Here is a 17,934-nt window from a genome sequence, read left to right as displayed (position 1 = left end):
AGATGACTTTGAGCATCAAGGGAAAAGCCTACATTGCCGGGATTTACGAACATCCCACCCGGCATGCGCCGGACAAATCGACGGCGCAACTTCACGCCGAATGCGCCAGGGGCGCGCTGGAAGATGCTGGCCTGACCAAGGCGGACGTCGACGGCTATTTCTGCGCCGGCGATGCGCCCGGTGGCGTGATGCCGATGGCCGATTATCTCGGCCTCAAGCTGCGTCATCTGGATTCGACCGAAACCGGCGGGTGTTCCTACATCATTGCGCTGGGACACGCCGCAGAGGCGATTGCAGCCGGCAAATGTTCCGTGGCGCTGATCACGCTGGCCGGCAAGCCGCGTACCGGCCCGATGCCGCCGCGCGCATTCGGCCCCGAAGTCGATTTCGAGGCCGCTTACGGCGCGACAACCCACAACGCTTACGGCATGTGCGCCATGCGCCATATGCATGAGTTCGGCACCACCAGCGAGCAGCTTGCCTGGGTGAAGGTCGCGGCCTCGCATCATGCGCAGTACAATCCGCATGCGATGCTGCGCGACGTCGTCACGGTGGAAGATGTTATCAACTCGCCGATGATCTCCGACCCGCTGCATCGTCTTGACTGCTGCGTCGTCTCGGACGGCGGTGGTGCGCTCGTGGTGACCACGCCGGAGATCGCGAAGTCGCTGAAGCGTCCGCTGGTGCGCATGACCGGGCACGGTGAATCGCTGAAGGGTCCGAACGGCGGCCGCAAGCTCGACCTGACCTATTCGGCGGGTGTGTGGAGCGGTCCACCGGCGTTCGCGGAAGCAGGCGTGACGCCGAAGGACATCAAGTACGCGTCGATCTACGACAGCTTCACCATCACCGTGGTGGTTCAGCTTGAGGATCTTGGTTTCTGTAAAAAGGGCGACGGCGGCAAGTTCGTCGCCGATGGCAACCTGATCTCCGGCGTCGGCAAGCTGCCGTGGAACACCGACGGTGGCGGGCTGTGCAACAATCACCCCATCAACCGTGGTGGCATCACCAAGATCATCGAGGCGGTTCGCCAGTTGCGCGGTGAAGCCCATCCCAAGGTTCAGGTACCGAACTGCGATCTCGCGCTGGTACATGGCACCGGCGGATTGCTTGGTGTGCGTCATGCGGCTTCGACCGCTATTCTGGAGCGCGTGTGATGACCGACAAACCGAAATATCCGGCGCCCACCGGCAATCCGGAAACCGCGCAATTTTGGGACGCCGCCAAGCAGGGCAAGTTCCTCATCAAGCGCTGCACAGCATGCGGCGAGCCGCATTATTTCCCGCGTTCGATCTGCCCGGTGTGTTTCTCGGACCAGACCGTGTGGGAGGAGAGCAAGGGCGAGGGCGTCATTTACAGCTACAGCCTGATGCGGAAGTCTCCGGCCGGACCTTATGCGATCGGCTATGTCACGCTTGATGAAGGCCCGTCGTTGCTGACGAACTTCGTGGACTGCGATTTGGCTACGCTGAAAATCGGTCAACGCGTGAAGGTCGTATTCAAGCCGACGGACGGTGCGCCGCTGCCGTTCTTCACGCCCGCCGGATAACAATAACAACAGCGAGGAAACATGCCGATCAAGTACGATGAAGTGATGGCGCTCAAGAACGTCGGCCAGAAGTATTCGTGGACCGACCGCGAAGTAATGCTTTACGCCTATGGTATCGGCATGGGTGCTGATCCGATGGATCAGAAGGAACTGTCCTTCGTCAATGAGGCCTATTACACGCCGCGCGAACTCAAGGTGGTGCCGACCTATGCCTCGGTCGCTGCCTGGGGCGCGAATGCCGGGCATATCGATCTCAACCGCGTCATGGTGGTCGACGGTGAGCGCGACATCACCTTCCACAAGCCGCTGCCGATGGAGGCGAACATCACGGCGGACTCCAGCATCCTTGGCCTTTTCGACAAGGGCAAGGACAAGGGCGCGGTGGTCCTGCGCAAGACCGTGCTGAAGAATGACAAGGGCGAAGACCTCGCCACGATCATCGCGTCAACGTTCGCGCGGGGCGACGGTGGTTTCGGTGGTCCGTCGGAAGGTCAGCCCGAACCGCATCCGATTCCGAAGCGTGCGCCGGACATGAGCGTCGACATCTCGACTAGGCCGGATCAGGCATTGATCTACCGGCTCTGCGGCGATCGCAATCCGCTGCACAGCGATCCCGAATTCGCCAAGCGTGCCGGCTTCGACCGGCCGATCCTGCACGGCATGTGTACCTATGGCCTGAGCTGCCGCGCCGTGCTGCAAACCTATGCGGACTACGATCCGCTGGCGTTCAGGCGGCACGTGACGAGGTTCTCGTCTCCGGTGTTTCCGGGAGAGACCGTGTCGTTTGACCTTTGGAAGGACGGCAACGTGATTTCGCTCGAGGGCCGCGTCAAAAGCCGTGGCGTCACCGTTATTAAAAACGGAAAGACGGTTCTCACCTGAAGCAAGAAGAAACGGGAGGACTCGATGGGTTTGCTCGACGGCATGGTTGCGATCATCACCGGGGCAGGCGGCGGTCTGGGCGAAGCCTACGCCAAGCTGTTTGCCCGCGAAGGCGCGTCGGTGGTCGTCAATGACCTTGGCGGGCCTCGCGATGGCAGCGGCGCCGACACGTCGATGGCGCAGAAAGTTGTCGATGCCATCAAGGCGGAGGGTGGGAAGGCTGTCGCCAATGGTTCGGATATTTCGACCATGGCCGGCGGGCAGTCGGTGTTCGACGATGCGATCAGGCATTTCGGGCGCGCCGACATTCTGGTCAACAATGCCGGAATCCTGCTGGACGGCACCTTTGCCAAGATGACCGAAGCCAACTGGGATCGGGTGATGAAGGTGCATCTGAAGGGCACCTTCTGCGTCACGCTCCCGGTGTTCAAATGGATGAAGGACAATGGCGGCGGCGTCATCGTCAACACCTCGTCGACCTCGGGCCTGATCGGCAATTTCGGCCAGAGCAATTACGGCGCGGCCAAGGGCGGCATCTGGGGCCTGAGCAACGTACTCGCCATCGAGGGCCGCAAACACAACATCCGGCTTTGGACACTGGCGCCCGGTGCGCTGACCCGCATGACCGCGGACCTGCCGCGTTATATCGAGAATCCGGGCGCGGCGATGGGGCCGGACGAAATCGCTCCCGCGGTGCTGTATATGGTGAGTTCGCTGTCGGGCGAGCAGACCGGCAAGGTGCTTGGCGTTTCCGGGCCGCGCGGCGTGCGCGAGATGAAAATGCTGGAAATGGAAGGCTGGAAGCCGGGCGGGCCGTGGAAAGCGCAAGACATCGTGAGCCACGCCAGGGAGATTTTCTTCGACGAGCAGGATAAACTGGCGGCTCGCAGATTCTAGTCCACGAAAGAAACCTGAATAATGAAGCTGACCCACGAGGCAAGCGGCACCTTCGCCATCGCGCCAACCCCGTTTTTCGACGACGGCCGTATCGATTATGACTCGATCGACCGGTTGACCGATTTCTACACGGAAGTCGGCTGCAACGGCGTGACGGTGCTCGGCATCCTCGGCGAGGCGCCGAAGCTCGAAGGCAACGAATCCATCGACGTTGCAACGCGCTTCATCAAGCGGGCCAGGGACAAGCAGATCATCGTAGGCGTTTCCGCGCCGGGTTTTGCGCAGATGCGCACACTGGCGCGCGCATCGATGGATGCCGGCGCCGCCGCCGTGATGATCGCTCCGCCGCCGCATCTGCGAACCGATGAGCAGATTACTGGTTACTTCCGGCAGGCGAGCGAGGCCATCGGCAGCGATGTGCCGTGGGTGTTGCAGGACTATCCGTTGACGTTGACGGTCATCATGACGCCGTCGGTGATCCGCAAGATCGTCATGGATAGCCCGTCGTGTGTGATGCTCAAGCACGAGGACTGGCCGGGGCTGGAGAAGATTTCCACACTGCGCGGTTTCCAGAAGGACGGTTCGCTGCGGCCGCTGTCGATTCTGGTGGGCAACGGCGGACTGTTTCTCGACTTCGAGATGGAGCGTGGCGTCGACGGCGCGATGACCGGCTACGCGTTTCCGGATTTGCTGGTGGATGTCGTCAACCTGTCGAAGGCAGGCAAGCGCGACGCCGCGCACGATCTGTTCGATGTGCATCTGCCGCTGATCCGTTACGAGCAACAGCCGGGCGTCGGTCTTGCCGTTCGCAAATATGTCCTGAAGAAGCGCGGCAAGATCGCGTCGGACGCGCAGCGCAAGCCGGGATCGAGCATGAGCGCGCTGGCGCGCAGCGAAGTGGACTATCTTCTGTCGCGCGTTGGACGCATCGACAAACGGGCAAACATCTGATGAGCGGCGACAACAAGAGCGTTCCGGATCCGTCGAAGGCGTTGCGCACAGCCTCGACTGTGTTGCTGTTGCGGGAAGCCGCCAGCGGCATGGAAATCTTCATGGTGCAGCGTAACCGTCAGATCGAATTCAGCTCCGGCGCGCTGGTGTTTCCTGGCGGCAGCATGGACCCCAATGACCGGGAGGTTGCGGCTGATCCCGCGTTTGTGGCGGATCGCGGCGGTCTCGATATCGATACGGCGGCCATTCGCATAGGCGGCATTCGCGAAACGTTCGAGGAAAGTGGAATTCTTCTGGCCCGTCCGCGCGGATCGTCGTCGCTGGTTTCCGCGGCAAAGGCCGCGGCGCTCGGTCCGCAGCGTGAATCGCTCGATGAGGGCAAGGTGAGTTTCGCGGACATTCTGCGCGAACATGACCTTACTCCTGCGATCGATTTGCTGGCGCTGTTTGCGCACTGGATCACGCCGGTGAATCTGCCGAAGCGATTCGATACGCATTTCCTGCTGGCGCTGGCGCCGCCCGATCAAATCGGCAAGCACGACGGCAGGGAATCCGTGGACTCCATCTGGCTCTCGCCCAAGGCGGCGCTCGATGCGGCGGCATCGGGCCGTTACAATCTGCCGTTTCCGACCATCCGTAACCTGATCAAGCTCGACAAGATCGGAACTGCCCGCGCCGCAATGGATTTCGCGCGGGCGACGCCGGTGGTGACCGTGGTGCCTGAGATGAGCAGGAACGAGAATGGGACCACACGCCTGCGCATTCCCATCGAGGCGGGCTACGACGGCGACGTTTTTGACGTCGCGCGCGCCTGATGCGGATTTCGTAGCTGCTGGTCTCGGCTTTTGCCGGACGATGTTGTTCTGACATGTCTGCTTTCCCGCCACGCCGCATCGTGTGTCTTACCGAAGAGACGGTTGAGACGCTTTATTTGCTCGGTGAACAGGACCGCATCGTCGGCGTGTCGGGATACGCGGTGCGGCCGCCGCAGGTGCGGCGTGAGAAGCCGCGCGTCTCGGCGTTCATATCAGCCGACGTTCCCAGGATCCTCGCGCTCGATCCTGATCTGGTTCTGGCATTCTCGGATTTGCAGGCCGATATCGTCGCCGATCTGGTGCGGGCAGGGGTTGCGGTTCACGTCTTCAACCAGCGCGATATCGCCGGCATTCTCGCAATGATCCGCACGCTCGGCGGACTGATCGGCGAAGCAGGAAAGGCGAAAGCGCTCGCGTCGCAGTTCGAGCAGCGGCTTGCGGACGTTGCTGCGCAGGGGCGCGCCAGACCGCCGCGGCCTAAAGTCTATTTCGAGGAATGGGACGATCCGTTAATCAGCGGCATCGGCTGGGTATCGGAGCTGATTGCAATCGCAGGCGGAGAGGATGTCTTTCCGCAGCTTGCAAAGGCAAAGGCCGCGAAGGACCGCATCGTTGCATCCGAGGCGGTGATCGCGGCTAATCCGGACCTGATCCTGGCGTCGTGGTGCGGTAAAAAGGTCGTGCCAGATAAGATCCGGCAGCGTGCAGGCTGGAGTGCGATCACCGCCGTCCGCGACAACCGCATTGTGGAGATCAAATCGCCGCTGATCCTGCAACCGGGGCCGGCAGCTCTGACCGACGGTCTCGATGCTATCATTGCGGCTTTGGACGCGGGCTGTTCCTAGGGCCGGACTTCCAGCACCATATTAAACGGCGTCTCGGTGGCGCGCCGGAACTTGGAGAACCCCGCGTCGAGGGCGACCTTGCGAAGTTTCATCTCGCCGGCCTGCGCGCCGAGTCCCAGACCGGCGTCCTGTGCAAGCGAGGCGGGCGTACAGATCATTGTGGACGCGCCGTAATAGATCCGGCCCACGGGATTGAGATTGTCCTTCAGGCAGTCGTGCGCCATCGGCTCGACAATCATCCACGTGCCGTCCTTGGCCAGTGCCTGTTTCACGTGCCGCCCGGCGCCGACCGGATCGCCCATGTCATGCAGACAATCGAACATCGCGATCAGGTCGTATTTTCGTTCGGGGAAATCCGACGCCGAAGCGCGTTCGAATGTCACTCTGTCCTCGACGCCAGCCGCCTTCGCGGCTTCTTTCGCGCGCTCGATCGAGGGGCTGTGATAGTCGTAGCCGGTAAAGCGGGAGCGGGGATAGGCCTGCGCCATCAGGATTGTTGTACTGCCGTGACCGCATCCGACATCCGCGACGGACGCGCCCTGCTCGAGCTTGTCCTTGACGCCATCAAGGGCGGGTATCCAGCTTGCGACAAGGTTTGCGTTGTAGCCGGGCCGGAAAAACCTCTCGGTGCCGCGGAACAGGCAGGTGCTGTGTTCGTGCCAGCCAAGGCCTTTGCCGGTTCGGAAAGCATTGGCCACCTTGGGCTCGTCCAGCCACATCGACTGCACAACTTCGAAGCCACCCGCGAAGAAGGCGGGGCTGTCTTCATTGGCGAAGACCATTTCTTGCTCGGGGTTGAGGCTGAATCGGCCAGTTTCATCGTCATAGTCGACGAACCCGGCGGCGGCTTGTGCGGATAGCCACTCGCGCAGATAGCGTTCCTTCATACCTGTTGTCTTGGCCAGTTCCTCGGGCGTGACGCCGTCGCTATCGGCCATCGCCCTGTAGAGACCGAGATGGTCGCCGAGGACGACGAGAGCACCACTGACGCAAGCGCCCATATCGCCGAGCATACGGTTCACGAGTGCATCGAGTTTTTCAGGATTGGGTTCACGCATTGCCGTGCTCCTTGCGTTGCAAGTTCAGCCCGGCCGGGGCCGGGCCCACGTAGCGGATCGGGGCAAGGCTACGCCGCGCGGCGATTTTGTGTCAACGAGATGCGCGTGCGCCTCGCCATGTGTGTGCGGATGACATCTGATCCAGCGACAGGTCTCGCAAAACAGAATCCACACCGGGTCCTGATGGAATAATGGACCTCCGCTTCTCGGGCTCCATTGGCGGGCTGTGGCGATGTTGCTGAACAGCTGTTCCTGCGAACGCCAAGAGGGGCTTTCCAATCAGGTCTGTCCGTATTAATGATGATCTTTGATAAGAAGAACTGATCGATGGTGTCTCTTAAACAGCTCAAGTACTTCGATGCCGTGGCCAGATCCGGTCATTTCGGCAAGGCTGCGGAGCATTGCGCAGTGACCCAGCCCGCGCTCTCGATGCAGGTGCAGGAACTGGAGAAGTCCCTCGGGATTCAGCTTCTGGAGCGCGGCCGCAACGGCGTGATGCTGACCGAAGGCGGCAAGGAGATTGCGCAACGTGCGGCGCGCGTCCTCGCCGATGTCCGTGACATTGTCGATGTCGCGCGGCGGCAGGGGAACGTCCTGTCCGGTCCTCTGGGCCTCGGCGTCATCCCCTCGGTGGCGCCGTACATCCTTCCGCAACTGCTGCCGATGATCCGGGACGCGTTTCCCGATCTCGATCTTCATATTCGCGAAACCCAGACCCAAACTCTCGTCAGCGAACTTACCGACGGTCAGCTAGACCTGCTGTTGCTCGCGCTGCCGGTCGAGCACCCGGACATTGAGACCGTCCGGTTGTTTGACGATCGCTTCCTGCTGGCGATGGCGACCTCGCACCGCATGTCGAACCGTGTCAAGGCAACGCCCGATCTTCTGGAAGACGACCGGCTGCTGCTGCTGGAAGAGGGGCACTGCATGCGCGATCAGGCGCTGGCCTTTTGCAACCTGCGGCGGATCGAGAACATCAACACCTTCGGAGCGTCGAGCCTGTCCACGCTGGTCCAGATGGTGGCGCATGGTCTCGGCATGACGCTGCTGCCTGAATTGGCGGTGCCGCTCGAAAGCCGGCGGGGCGATATCCACCTGATGCGATTCGCCGATCCTGAGCCGCAGCGCGTGATCGGGCTCGCCTGGCGCCGAAGCTCGCCACGGAAGCGCCATTTCGTTGAACTTGGGCAGATGATTTCAGCGGCGGCGACCAGGTAGCAGGCGCAGTGGCCGCTCGCTGGGCGCGCTCCAGAAACTTATGCGAACGCCTTGTCGGCGGGGTGCTGCATCCAGTCGATCAGCGGAGCGCCGTAGGCTCTGCTCCACACGGTCAGGAAACGGGGAAACCAGGAGTGCGCGATTGCGCCCCGGTAGGCCCATGTGCGGTACTGAAGGCCGTTTTCGGACAATAGTTCCTGGTATCCGCCGTGCGTTTCCGTGGCGTCCCGGATGTGACGCAGGATTTCGCGGGCGTAAGACCGGTATCGCTCGACCCCGGAGAACTCATCGTATTCGAGCATGCGGTCGGCGAATTCGACATTGAATGTCGGCCATGCGGATCGGCCCTGATAGGACGGCGTGGCGATCCGGTGGATGAGTTTCTTGCGCGGATTATCCGCCGACACGAAAAAGTGGAACGTATCCGGAATCCGGAACCGCGGTTCAGCAAGGATGAGATCGGTGGTCGCGCTGAACAGCGCACGCTCGGCTTCGTTTCTGAAATCCCAGAATCCGCGCTGCACGTTGACGAAATCGAGAGCGATGGAGAGGGCGGGCGAGTCTGCCCTGCAGTCCAGGCTATGCTTGATGTAGCCGTCGCGGCCGAACAGCCGAAGCAGCTCCATCTTATACTGCGAGAGATCGCGTCCTAGAATTTCCTCCAGTTCGTTCTGGTCCGCGATCCCGAGCCGGATGCTCTGCTGGAAGGTTGCGTAGACACTGGCATTGGTAACGAAGCGAAGCCGTTCCGCGCGGGTATCGGTCGCCGCCGAGCGCGGGGCCCGGACATCGCAAAGCAGGGTCCGGATGTCGTGACTGTCATAGGGCTCGAGACTTCTTGCGAGATCGAGTACCGATCTCTTCAGATCTGCGCGATATTCGGCCAGCAACGCGCGGCCGGTATGGGCGGCTTTTGCCATGTCCGCATAGGGCGAGGTTCGCAGGTCAGCATGGACGATCTGTTCCAGACCTCCCTGCACGCCGAGAAGTGTATCTGACGGCAGCGCGAAATAGTTGGCGCCGATGTAGCGGTTGCGCTTCACGGGAATGAGCGTCGTTGTGATAATGCCGGAGCGCACTGCACCCAGCATCAGGCGCACGCTTTTTTCCAGCAGACGAATCCGGCGCGTAGCGTCCTCGGAATCGATGATGGTCTGCGGATCGAGAACGTCGGGATAGAACCAGGCAAAGTCTCGCGGATAATAGGCCGAAGCATGCGGCGCGCCGGTGACAAGAAACGCTTCTTGCGCGGAGAAAGCGCTGTTCATCGAGTTGCGGTAAAGCTCGTCGATCTTCGCCGATGCATAATAGGCGCGCCGCAGGAAACGGTCCGAGAGGAAGTTGGTGGCTTGAAGACAATTGGCGACGCAGGTCGCGGCGAGGCCCTGATAAAACCTGTGCTCAGAGTTTAAAGGCAGAAGCCCTTCGTTGCCGCTCACCGTGTCCTCCCTCGCAATTGGAAGTGCGTCCTGAATAGCCCGACGGCGTGATTCGATTGAAGCGCCATGCGCGTGCAAAACGCGGCAAGCCATGCCCAAAGATGCGCCTGTTGGCAATTCAAAACGCTGAGTTTTGACTGTCATAATCCGCTTTTGGCTTGTGCCAGGGCGAGTCCGGCGTGGCTCAGGCCGTCAGTTGGGCAAGGATGCAACTCGCGGCCTGACAGGAATGAAGCCTTCGGTCCGACGATGCCGTCCTTATGACCGGAAATGGCGCGCCACGGCCGATGAAGATGGGCACTACTCGTTCGCTGTAGCGCTATGATGCTTTGGCCAGCCAGGCGCTACAATCGGCAAAGTTGCGACTAGCTACGATCTTGCGCTACGCCGCCAAGGGCGGCGTTTTGCTGATTTCGCGCTTAGTCCGCTTACCCTTCGACACCGGTCCTCTTGATCAATCCCAGGCTCGACGCGATGGGCCAGATTCATACGTTTCGACCTCACCGAGCGTCAAATCGGTTAGACGGCTCACGGAGTGAGTCGGGGAAGCCAGCGCGGCACATTGGCGCAATAGTTTTCATACTCGGCTCCGAAGCTTTGGCGGAGCGTCGGCTCCTCATAGGCAATTACGAAAATGTGAAAAAAGAGCCAGATCAACGCGCCGTAGCCGAGGAGATGCCAGTCAGCGAATAACACCGCCTGACCAAGAATGACGGCAACGACTGCAACATAAATCGGATTGCGCACATAGCGGTATAGTCCGCTCACCACGAGATTGCGTGGTGGCGCGATCGGCGCGGGCGTGCCCAGACCCTGCAACGCAAAGCGCGCAAACGAATCCAACAATCCAGGCACGCCGGCAATAATGAACGCGAGCCCAGCCAAGCGTGTCGCCTCGGTGGCTAAAAAGGGTGGTCGAAATTCCCAATGCGTGATCGACCATGGGATGACGCCCGCCAACATCGCCGGTGCAACGAGGAAAAACAGCGCCGAACCCAGGATTGCTGTGATCTTCGACATGCGTCCTCCCGTCCTGTCGCAATGTTAATGCAGCCATGTCCGGTCAGCGCGTTCAGCGGTTGAATCGCGACGGCCTTGCGAAAGCGTCTCGACCAAGCCCACTGTCCAGCACATCGGGCATCCGCGTAGCGCGACGAGGGAGGCAACGCCCGCGCCCAAGGATAGCCAAGGGTGCGCGGTCTGGTGGACGATGGCCCAAGCGAGTAGCGCCGCCGCAGCTGCGCCGCGCATTAGGTGTGCGCCCAGGAAGGCGCTCCCGAACATTCCGACTCCACGAAAGTAGTTCATGTGCTCTCTCGTCCGCTGTCCTTTGTGCCGAGCAGGTATTCGCGCACCAGCGCGCGGGCGCGGCGCAGGCGGCTTTTGACCGCTTCGCGCGTCACGCCGAGCCGCCCGGCGATTTCCCAAATCGTCAGATCTTCGAGATCTCGCAGCAGCAGCACTTCGCGATGGGACGGCGAAAGCGACTCGATCGCATTGACCAAGTCTATGCGCAACTCGTCCGGCGGGACCTTTGCGAGCTCGCGTGACTCTTCCAGGCTGGCGAGCTCCTCGACTCCGCGCATCAGCATCAGCGCTGGCAGCATGCAAAGGCGCGCGATGACGGTCAGCAGCCAGCCGGCGAGTGCGGCTGGACTGCGGATCGTGCCCACGCGCCGGTACACGACGATGAGTGCTTCTTGCACCACATCTTCGATAACCGAGGTGCGATAGCAAAGGCGCCGGGCGTAGCGTCGAATGTCCGGCTGCAGCGCCACCAATAACTGTGTCAGCGCGTGCCGGTCACCCGACTGTGCCGCGAGCAAGAGATCGCCTGATACGCGCGCCAAGGCAGTCATCCCTTCAGTGGCTCGCGCCCGGCAATGGCGCAGGCAGGGCAATAGCCGAACACGCCGGTGACCAGCGTCACGACACCCGCGCCGCTGAGCAGTAGCCCGAGCGGCGAAGCGTGCAGCGCAACCACGCCGCAGATGAGCATCAAGCTCCCGCCGATCAGCCTGGCCGCGCGCTCCCACCCGCCAACGTTCTTCCTATACCACATGGTTCTGTGCTCCGGTTCGTGACGCGCCGCAATGGCGCATTCACCTAGACAAGAGGGCGCAAACCCGGCGCAGGGGTCGCGGCACAAAAAATAATTTGAGGGGTGGCAGCTTCAGCAGGCTGGCGTGGGCGTCGGGCGCGGGCCTGGGCCGCTGAGGAACGCCGGCATCGGGTCGCCGGGGTGTGGACATCCGGATAAAGCCGGGCCAGCCGCTCGCGTATCTTTGGCGCGCCCCAATGTAGCTTGTCCTGCTTGCATCGCACGATCAGCATCTCGATCTGGACCGGCAGCTGATTGGCATGCCGGTAAGGTCGCCGCGAGCGGTCGGTCAATCCGTCCGACGCGATTAACAAGGCGGACCGCGCTACAGCCAAAAACATCGCGGCGATCTGATGTCTGCGGCCCCGGAGTTTCGATTAGTGCTGCACCTACCTAGGGTCCGCCTTGCCCACCCTACGCCAACCGTAATTGCCCGCAATGTCTCTTGAGGGTCATTCGCGTCGATATCGCCATGTCCGCTCTCTCGTCCGCTCTCAACAATACCGGACATTACCACATCGGTCCCGCGTCGGATCTGCGAACAACCGGTACGGCAGCCGCGGCTCCTGCATCCTTGCCTTGGTCGATTGCCGAACATGACGCGCGGCGACCGACCCAATGGTCGGCAGAACGACTGCAATGAGTCTGCACGAAGTCTGCTGCCTGGGCGCTTCGCCTGGCTTTTGCCTGATCGCAATTTGGCTAAGGATAGCGCAGGACCGGCGAGGCGCAGATCGAACGCGGCGGACCAACGATCACATCGCAGGCTCTCAAGACGGTTGCCAGGACCGCCCGCAAGCGCATGCGGACCGAGAGCGGAGGCTACCGCCGCGATCACCTCCGCGCGCTCGCCCAACGGGTGGAAGTGGATCAGAAAGAACTGCGCATAATGGGATCGACAAGCGCGCCGCTGTGTACGCTCGTCGCTGCTGAAAGCGCAAAAACGGCCGGTTTTGGCGTGCCCAGTTCTGTACCGAAGTGGCGCGCTCCGAGAGATTCGAACTCCCGACCCTCGGAATCGAAATCCGATGCTCTATCCAGCTGAGCTAGGAGCGCTGACGGGCGCACCATAGCCAATGGCGGTGCGAAATCCACCCCGAAATGATCGTGAAACCAATCTTTTGCCGCCGATCTGACGGGCCAGTCACGCCCTCAATCGCTTGTTTGAAAACATCTCTTGCGGATTTTGACGCGCTACAATGTGTATCATGTGCAATAGCGTTCGTTGCAATGCGCAACATGGTTTCGTTTGACGCTTCTTTTTTTGTGTCTAACATTCGGCTAGGCCCGTGAGAGGCCGTGGGAGGAATGCATGATCCGTCTTGCCAGCCCGTCTGCTCGCCGACAATTTTCTGCAAATGCCGCAACCCAGCGCTCTCCGCTGGGTTTTCTGATGATTGCATCCGCTGTTGCGGTGCTCACCAGCTTCTCCGGAGCCTCTGCTCAGTCGCCAGCGAAGGGATCGCCTGAACATATCAAGGCTGTGACATCCGCGGTCGATCAAAACTCGATCAAGGCCAACGCGGCGACATCGAACGACTGGCCGGCGATCGGCCTCGACCACGGCGAAACCCGTTTCAGCAAGCTCAATCAGATCAACACTGACAACGTGAAGAATCTGGGCCTTGTCTGGTCATACAATCTTGAATCATCGCGAGGTGTAGAAGCCACGCCTGTTGTCGTCGATGGCATTATGTATGTCACCGCCTCCTGGAGCGTGGTGCATGCGATCGATGTGCGCACCGGCAAGAAAATCTGGACCTTCGATCCTCAGGTTTCACGCTCCATCGGCTACAAGGGCTGCTGCGACGTCGTGAACCGCGGTGTCGCGCTTCACAAGGGCAAGGTCTTCGTCGGCGCTTATGACGGGCGGCTCATCGCGCTTGACGCGGTGACCGGCAAGAAGGTGTGGGAGAAAGACACGCTCGTCGACAAGGAACACTCGTACACGATCACGGGCGCGCCGCGCGTTGTGAACGGGAAGGTGGTGATCGGCAACGGTGGCGCGGAATACGGCGCGCGTGGCTACGTCACGGCCTATGACGCGGAAACCGGCAATCAGGCGTGGCGATGGTTCGTCGTGCCCGGCGATCCGTCGAAGCCGTTCGAAGATGAATCGATGGAAAAGGCCGCAAAGACCTGGGACCCCGCTGGAAAATATTGGGTCAACGGCGGCGGCGGAACAGCATGGGACACCATCACCTTCGATCCTGATCTGAATCTCGTCTACATCGGGACCGGCAACGGCTCACCCTGGAATCGTCATCTCCGCAGCCCCGCGGGCGGCGACAACCTCTATCTTGCTTCGATTGTTGCGCTGAATGCCGACACCGGAAAATACGTCTGGCATTATCAGGAAACGCCCGGCGATCACTGGGACTATACCTCGACCCAGCCGATGATCCTGGCGGACATCAACATCGACGGCGCGCCGAGGAAGGTGATCCTTCACGCGCCGAAGAACGGCTTCTTCTTCGTCATCGATCGCACCAACGGCAAGTTCATCTCGGCGAAGAATTTCGTCGATGTGAACTGGGCGACCGGTTACGACGCCAACGGACGTCCGATTGAAGTTGCCGCGGCGCGCGATCCTGAAAAGGGGATGGACAGTATCCCGGGTCCATACGGCGCGCACAATTGGCATCCGATGTCATTCAATCCGATGACCGGCCTTGTGTATCTGCCAGCGCAGGGTGTGCCACTCAATCTCACGCCGCAGAAAGGCTGGAAGCACAACGCCAACCAGCCCGGCGAGTTCGGCGGCAACACCGGCTGGAACACCGGCTTCGTGTTGAATGCGACGCCCCCCAAGAACCTGCCGTTCGGCCGGCTGATCGCGTGGGATCCGGTCAAGCAGAAGGAGGCGTGGAAGCAGGAATACGTGGCGCCGTGGAACGGCGGAACGCTCACCACCGCCGGCAACCTTGTTTTCCAGGGAACGGCCGATGGCCGCTTCATTGCCTATAACGCGACGAGCGGCGAGAAGCTCTGGGAATCGCCGACAGGCACCGGGGTCGTCGCGGCTGCCTCAACCTACATGCTCGACGGCAAGCAATACGTGTCCATCGCGGTCGGGTGGGGCGGTGTCTTCGGGATCGCGGCACGCGCCACCGAGGCGGATAATCCCGGCACGGTCTATACCTTCGCGATCGGTGGCAAGGCGCCGCTGCCGCAGATCACCAAGTACCAGATGGAGAACCTTGTCGAAGGCGTGAAATACAATCCGGCGGACGTCGGGCCGGGAACGCTGCTCTACGTCAGCAGTTGCGTGACCTGTCATGGCGTGCCCGGCGTGGACAAGGGCGGCAACGTCAGGAATCTCGGCTATGTCGGCGCCGAGACCATCGCGAACCTGAAGAACTTCGTCTTCAAGGGGCCGCATGTCGACAAAGGTATGCCCGACTTCACCAGCAAGCTGAGCGAGGACGACGTCGTGAAAATCACGGCGTTCATTCAAGGCACCGCGGACGCGATTCGTCCTCCGAAGAAGTGAGCCGGCCGCCTTATCCGGCGCGCGGCGCGAGTCGTCCCGGCTTTCGCCGCGCTCACCCAGACTGACTGTTTCATCCCGTCATTACGGGTCTGCGCCAAAGCGCAGCCCGGAATGACGAGGTGGCGGGATGATTGAAAAATCGGCGTCATCGGGGTGACCACCACAGACTGTGCAAGTGGGTTGCGCGGTGACCCGGTCTAACATATTGAAGCGGTCATGCGCTTTTAGCTCGGCTGGATAGAGCATCGGATTTCGATTCCGGGGGTCGGGAGTTCGAATCTTTCGGAGCGCGCCAGCGATCCTTATGAAACGATGTCAAAGAGCCCTTCTCCAGAACGAAACAGGCCGCCGCCTCCCGCGCTCGCAAAGGCGTTGCTGGCGTTGCAGATGCAGCAACTTGAGGAAGCAGAGCAGCTCGCGTCGCAAGTTCTGAAATCCGATCGCGGCAACACGCTCGCCGCGGAAATTCTCGGGCGCGCCCTTCTGGCGCAGAATCGCCTCGACGATGCCATCGTACATCTGACGAAATTTGCGCGCAGGACCGACGATCCATCGATCGAAACCTTGCTTGCGGGCATGCTCGCCGCTGTCGGCCGCCGAGACGAAGCGCTGGATCAGTTGCGGCGCGCCGTCGCCCGACGGCCGCATTACATTCCGGCGTTTGCCGAACTCGCACTCCAGTTGCGCAAGAGCGGACAACTTGACGAGGCAATGAGCGTCACCGAGAGCGGTCTGACATTCGAACCGCAATCTGCCGATCTGCAACTTGCCCTGGGATATGTTCTGGCGGACCGCAACGAGCGTATCCGGGCGCGGGCGGTGTTTGCTAAGGTCCACGCGGCTGAGCCGACGCATCACGATGCATTGCTGGCTCTTGCGGCGGCGGTGATATGGGATGGCGACTACGGACGGGCCGCGGACCTCTACCGCCGCGCGCTGGCTATCAAGCCCCTGGATGATACGCGTATTCGTCTCGGGAAATGCTTGCTTGAACTTCGGCAGCGCGAGGAAGCGGAAGCACTCTTTCGCACGGCCACCCACGGGTTGAGCAAATTCGCTGCCCCCTCGGTTATCGCGATGGTATCAGCATCGCACGGGCGAATCTTCCTTCAGCCAAGTTCGGCGCTGGATTTCTTGCGCGTCCGGAACAATTGACCGCTACGAGCGGAGGGGATTTGACATTCGCTACCCGGCTAACCACACTTCGGTGAACCACTAGGCCCGGAACTGACGCCGGTAAACGCCGGTCTCGCGAGACATCAGCCCTAAGAGGTCGTGCGTCCGCTGCGTGTCCTCTTCGGTGAAAACAGCGGTTCTCAAACTCCATTTTTCCCGCTTCACCGGAAAGCATTGAGCGATCGGCGTTCCTTTCGGCAATACGCCGCTGAAGTTCATGTCGCGCCACCGCGTCGGAAAGTGAATCCAGCCATCGCGATAGTTGTCGCAATCGACCCATCCCGTCAGCGTCGTAAACGGCAAATCGAACCTGTTGACGGGATGCGTGAACAGCAGGGAGTAACCCTCCGGTGCTTCGATGGTCCAGAGATTGTGAAACTTGATCACGAAGCGGTCGGGTTCGAAGAACGGCGTGCCCGTAAGTTGAGTGCTGTCGTGCAGCCCCAGCGGAGAGCGCGGGAAATTGACCGTGCCGCAGGGCGGAAAATCATTGTCCCAGGTAAACTCGCCGTTCTCGTACTTTATGTCGCAGATCAGCGGGATCAGAAAACCCGACGTCATCGCATCCACGAACGGCGGGCAACGCTTCACGGTGTCGTTCTGGCCTCCCATAATCTCGCTGGACACCTCTTGCGGCATGGTTTTCAGCCAGTCCGGCAAGCCCTGTGCCGCGGGGATCGGCGGCGGCAACAGGCCTTCGAGTTCTTTCGGGCAGCGAAACGTCAGCAATTGCGAGGGGTCGGGCGGGGCCATAGCAGCAGCAGTCTCAAAACCGTAAGGTAGAATGTAAACCAGCTTGTTTGATGTTATCATCTGCATTGTTCGCTCGCTACTCTTATGCCGGGGCAATGCAGGCCAGCAATGACGCGTGGCGTGGATTTGCATGTGCGCGAACGAAATTTGGGCGGTGGGGCGTCCTCGCGCCTCTCGTCATCCTTAACGAAATTCCAACACAACAAAGCCAAAGTTGGGCTTCATCTGTCTTTTCCCGTTTGACGCCAGGTCATTTTCTGACATGCGATTTTGGGTTCCAGCCACGATTTTGATCGCGTTGAGCGGTCCCGCGCATGCGGACCTGCGCATCACCCGCGACCACGGCGGCTATGTGGAAGAGTACAAGGAAAAGTATTCGCGGATTCGTGCGCGGGGCGAGCGCGTCATCATTGACGGCATCTGCAACTCGGCCTGCACGATGGTGTTCGGCATCGTGCCGATGAACAAGATCTGCGTGACGCCGCGCGCCAGTCTTGGTTTTCATCTGGCATACTATGACAAGGCCTGGACCTTCGGGATCAAGGTCAACAGTAGCGAGGGGACATCGGATTTGATGTCGTACTATCCGCCGTCCGTGAAGTCGTGGATCAGCCGCAACGGCGGTCTGACCAATGAGATGAAGAAGATCAGGAACGGCAGCGATCTCTGGCAGATCGTCGATCCGTGCCCGGAAGAGTTCTTCTAGGAGGCGTATCTGCCTCCATGTCATCCCGCCATTTTTGCGCATGCATCTTCG

Annotated in this window: 17 protein-coding genes and 2 tRNA genes; 12 read left to right on the top strand and 7 right to left on the bottom strand. The window is 60.8% G+C overall.

The features are described 5' to 3' along the window. Positions 1-8 precede the first annotated feature (8 nt). The 7 genes from AC1Q6J_RS05260 to AC1Q6J_RS05230 are packed head-to-tail and all read left to right on the top strand — an operon-like array spanning position 9 to position 5,939. Complete coding sequence (locus AC1Q6J_RS05260) at positions 9-1,157, top strand: thiolase family protein (RefSeq protein ID WP_492278284.1); 1,149 nt, start codon at positions 9-11, stop codon at positions 1,155-1,157. Then, complete coding sequence (locus tag AC1Q6J_RS05255; protein WP_492278283.1) at positions 1,157-1,549, top strand: Zn-ribbon domain-containing OB-fold protein; 393 nt, start codon at positions 1,157-1,159, stop codon at positions 1,547-1,549. The genes AC1Q6J_RS05260 and AC1Q6J_RS05255 overlap by 1 nt, the downstream gene beginning before the upstream one ends. Positions 1,550-1,570: 21 nt before the next feature. Then, entirely contained in the window at positions 1,571-2,431 is an 861-nt protein-coding gene (locus AC1Q6J_RS05250) for a MaoC family dehydratase (RefSeq protein ID WP_492278282.1), read from the top strand. Positions 2,432-2,455: 24 nt separating this feature from the next. Next, positions 2,456-3,328 carry an SDR family oxidoreductase gene (locus tag AC1Q6J_RS05245; protein ID WP_492278281.1) on the top strand — a complete coding sequence of 291 codons (873 nt, stop codon included), beginning with the start codon at positions 2,456-2,458 and terminating at the stop codon, positions 3,326-3,328. A gap of 21 nt (positions 3,329-3,349) precedes the next feature. Beyond that, a complete protein-coding gene (locus tag AC1Q6J_RS05240) occupies positions 3,350-4,279 on the top strand; it encodes a dihydrodipicolinate synthase family protein (RefSeq protein ID WP_492278280.1) in 930 nt (309 codons plus the stop codon). After that, on the top strand, positions 4,279-5,094 hold the full coding sequence (locus AC1Q6J_RS05235) for an NUDIX hydrolase (RefSeq protein WP_492278279.1): 816 nt from the start codon (positions 4,279-4,281) through the stop codon (positions 5,092-5,094). The genes AC1Q6J_RS05240 and AC1Q6J_RS05235 overlap by 1 nt, the downstream gene beginning before the upstream one ends. 53 nt (positions 5,095-5,147) lie before the next feature. Beyond that, a complete protein-coding gene (locus tag AC1Q6J_RS05230; protein ID WP_492278278.1) occupies positions 5,148-5,939 on the top strand; it encodes a cobalamin-binding protein in 792 nt (263 codons plus the stop codon). On the opposite strand, the gene AC1Q6J_RS05225 is transcribed toward AC1Q6J_RS05230, so the two are convergent. After that, positions 5,936-6,997, bottom strand: a complete 1,062-nt coding sequence (locus AC1Q6J_RS05225; RefSeq protein ID WP_492278277.1) for a class I SAM-dependent methyltransferase — start codon at positions 6,995-6,997, stop codon at positions 5,936-5,938. The two genes, AC1Q6J_RS05230 and AC1Q6J_RS05225, sit on opposite strands and share 4 nt — an antisense overlap. A 327-nt stretch (positions 6,998-7,324) precedes the next feature. On the opposite strand from AC1Q6J_RS05225, the gene AC1Q6J_RS05220 reads away from it, so the two are divergent. Beyond that, entirely contained in the window at positions 7,325-8,215 is an 891-nt protein-coding gene (locus tag AC1Q6J_RS05220; protein WP_492278276.1) for a LysR substrate-binding domain-containing protein, read from the top strand. A gap of 38 nt (positions 8,216-8,253) precedes the next feature. On the opposite strand, the gene AC1Q6J_RS05215 is transcribed toward AC1Q6J_RS05220, so the two are convergent. From AC1Q6J_RS05215 to AC1Q6J_RS05195, 5 genes are all read right to left on the bottom strand, one after another. Further along, positions 8,254-9,654 (bottom strand): hypothetical protein, encoded by a 1,401-nt coding sequence (locus AC1Q6J_RS05215; protein WP_492278275.1) that lies wholly within the window; start codon positions 9,652-9,654, stop codon positions 8,254-8,256. Positions 9,655-10,182: 528 nt separating this feature from the next. Next, positions 10,183-10,674 (bottom strand): methyltransferase family protein, encoded by a 492-nt coding sequence (locus tag AC1Q6J_RS05210; protein ID WP_492278274.1) that lies wholly within the window; start codon positions 10,672-10,674, stop codon positions 10,183-10,185. 284 nt (positions 10,675-10,958) lie between these two features. Next, positions 10,959-11,504, bottom strand: coding sequence for an RNA polymerase sigma factor (locus AC1Q6J_RS05205; RefSeq protein ID WP_492278273.1), 546 nt, complete (start codon positions 11,502-11,504; stop codon positions 10,959-10,961). Between the two features lie 5 nt (positions 11,505-11,509). Further along, the gene (locus AC1Q6J_RS05200) at positions 11,510-11,716 is read right to left on the bottom strand and encodes a YgaP family membrane protein (RefSeq protein WP_492278272.1); all 207 of its coding nucleotides are present in this window, start codon (positions 11,714-11,716) and stop codon (positions 11,510-11,512) included. Positions 11,717-12,734: 1,018 nt separating this feature from the next. Beyond that, positions 12,735-12,811, bottom strand: a tRNA-Arg gene (locus AC1Q6J_RS05195). A gap of 256 nt (positions 12,812-13,067) precedes the next feature. Here AC1Q6J_RS05195 and AC1Q6J_RS05190 point away from each other — a divergent pair. From AC1Q6J_RS05190 to AC1Q6J_RS05180, 3 genes are all read left to right on the top strand, one after another. Then, a complete protein-coding gene (locus tag AC1Q6J_RS05190; protein ID WP_492278271.1) occupies positions 13,068-15,248 on the top strand; it encodes a PQQ-dependent dehydrogenase, methanol/ethanol family in 2,181 nt (726 codons plus the stop codon). Between the two features lie 218 nt (positions 15,249-15,466). Next, a tRNA-Arg gene (locus AC1Q6J_RS05185) sits at positions 15,467-15,543 on the top strand. A 17-nt stretch (positions 15,544-15,560) separates the two neighbouring features. Beyond that, the gene (locus tag AC1Q6J_RS05180; RefSeq protein WP_492278270.1) at positions 15,561-16,403 is read left to right on the top strand and encodes a tetratricopeptide repeat protein; all 843 of its coding nucleotides are present in this window, start codon (positions 15,561-15,563) and stop codon (positions 16,401-16,403) included. A gap of 60 nt (positions 16,404-16,463) precedes the next feature. On the opposite strand, the gene AC1Q6J_RS05175 is transcribed toward AC1Q6J_RS05180, so the two are convergent. Further along, a complete protein-coding gene (locus AC1Q6J_RS05175) occupies positions 16,464-17,177 on the bottom strand; it encodes a hypothetical protein (protein ID WP_492278605.1) in 714 nt (237 codons plus the stop codon). Between the two features lie 262 nt (positions 17,178-17,439). On the opposite strand from AC1Q6J_RS05175, the gene AC1Q6J_RS05170 reads away from it, so the two are divergent. Then, entirely contained in the window at positions 17,440-17,883 is a 444-nt protein-coding gene (locus tag AC1Q6J_RS05170; RefSeq protein ID WP_492278269.1) for a hypothetical protein, read from the top strand. The last annotated feature ends 51 nt before the right edge of the window (positions 17,884-17,934 follow it).

Source organism: Afipia sp. MLSD5-FHT05B12, assembly GCF_058793355.1.
This window is presented reverse-complemented; position numbering and strand designations above follow the sequence as displayed.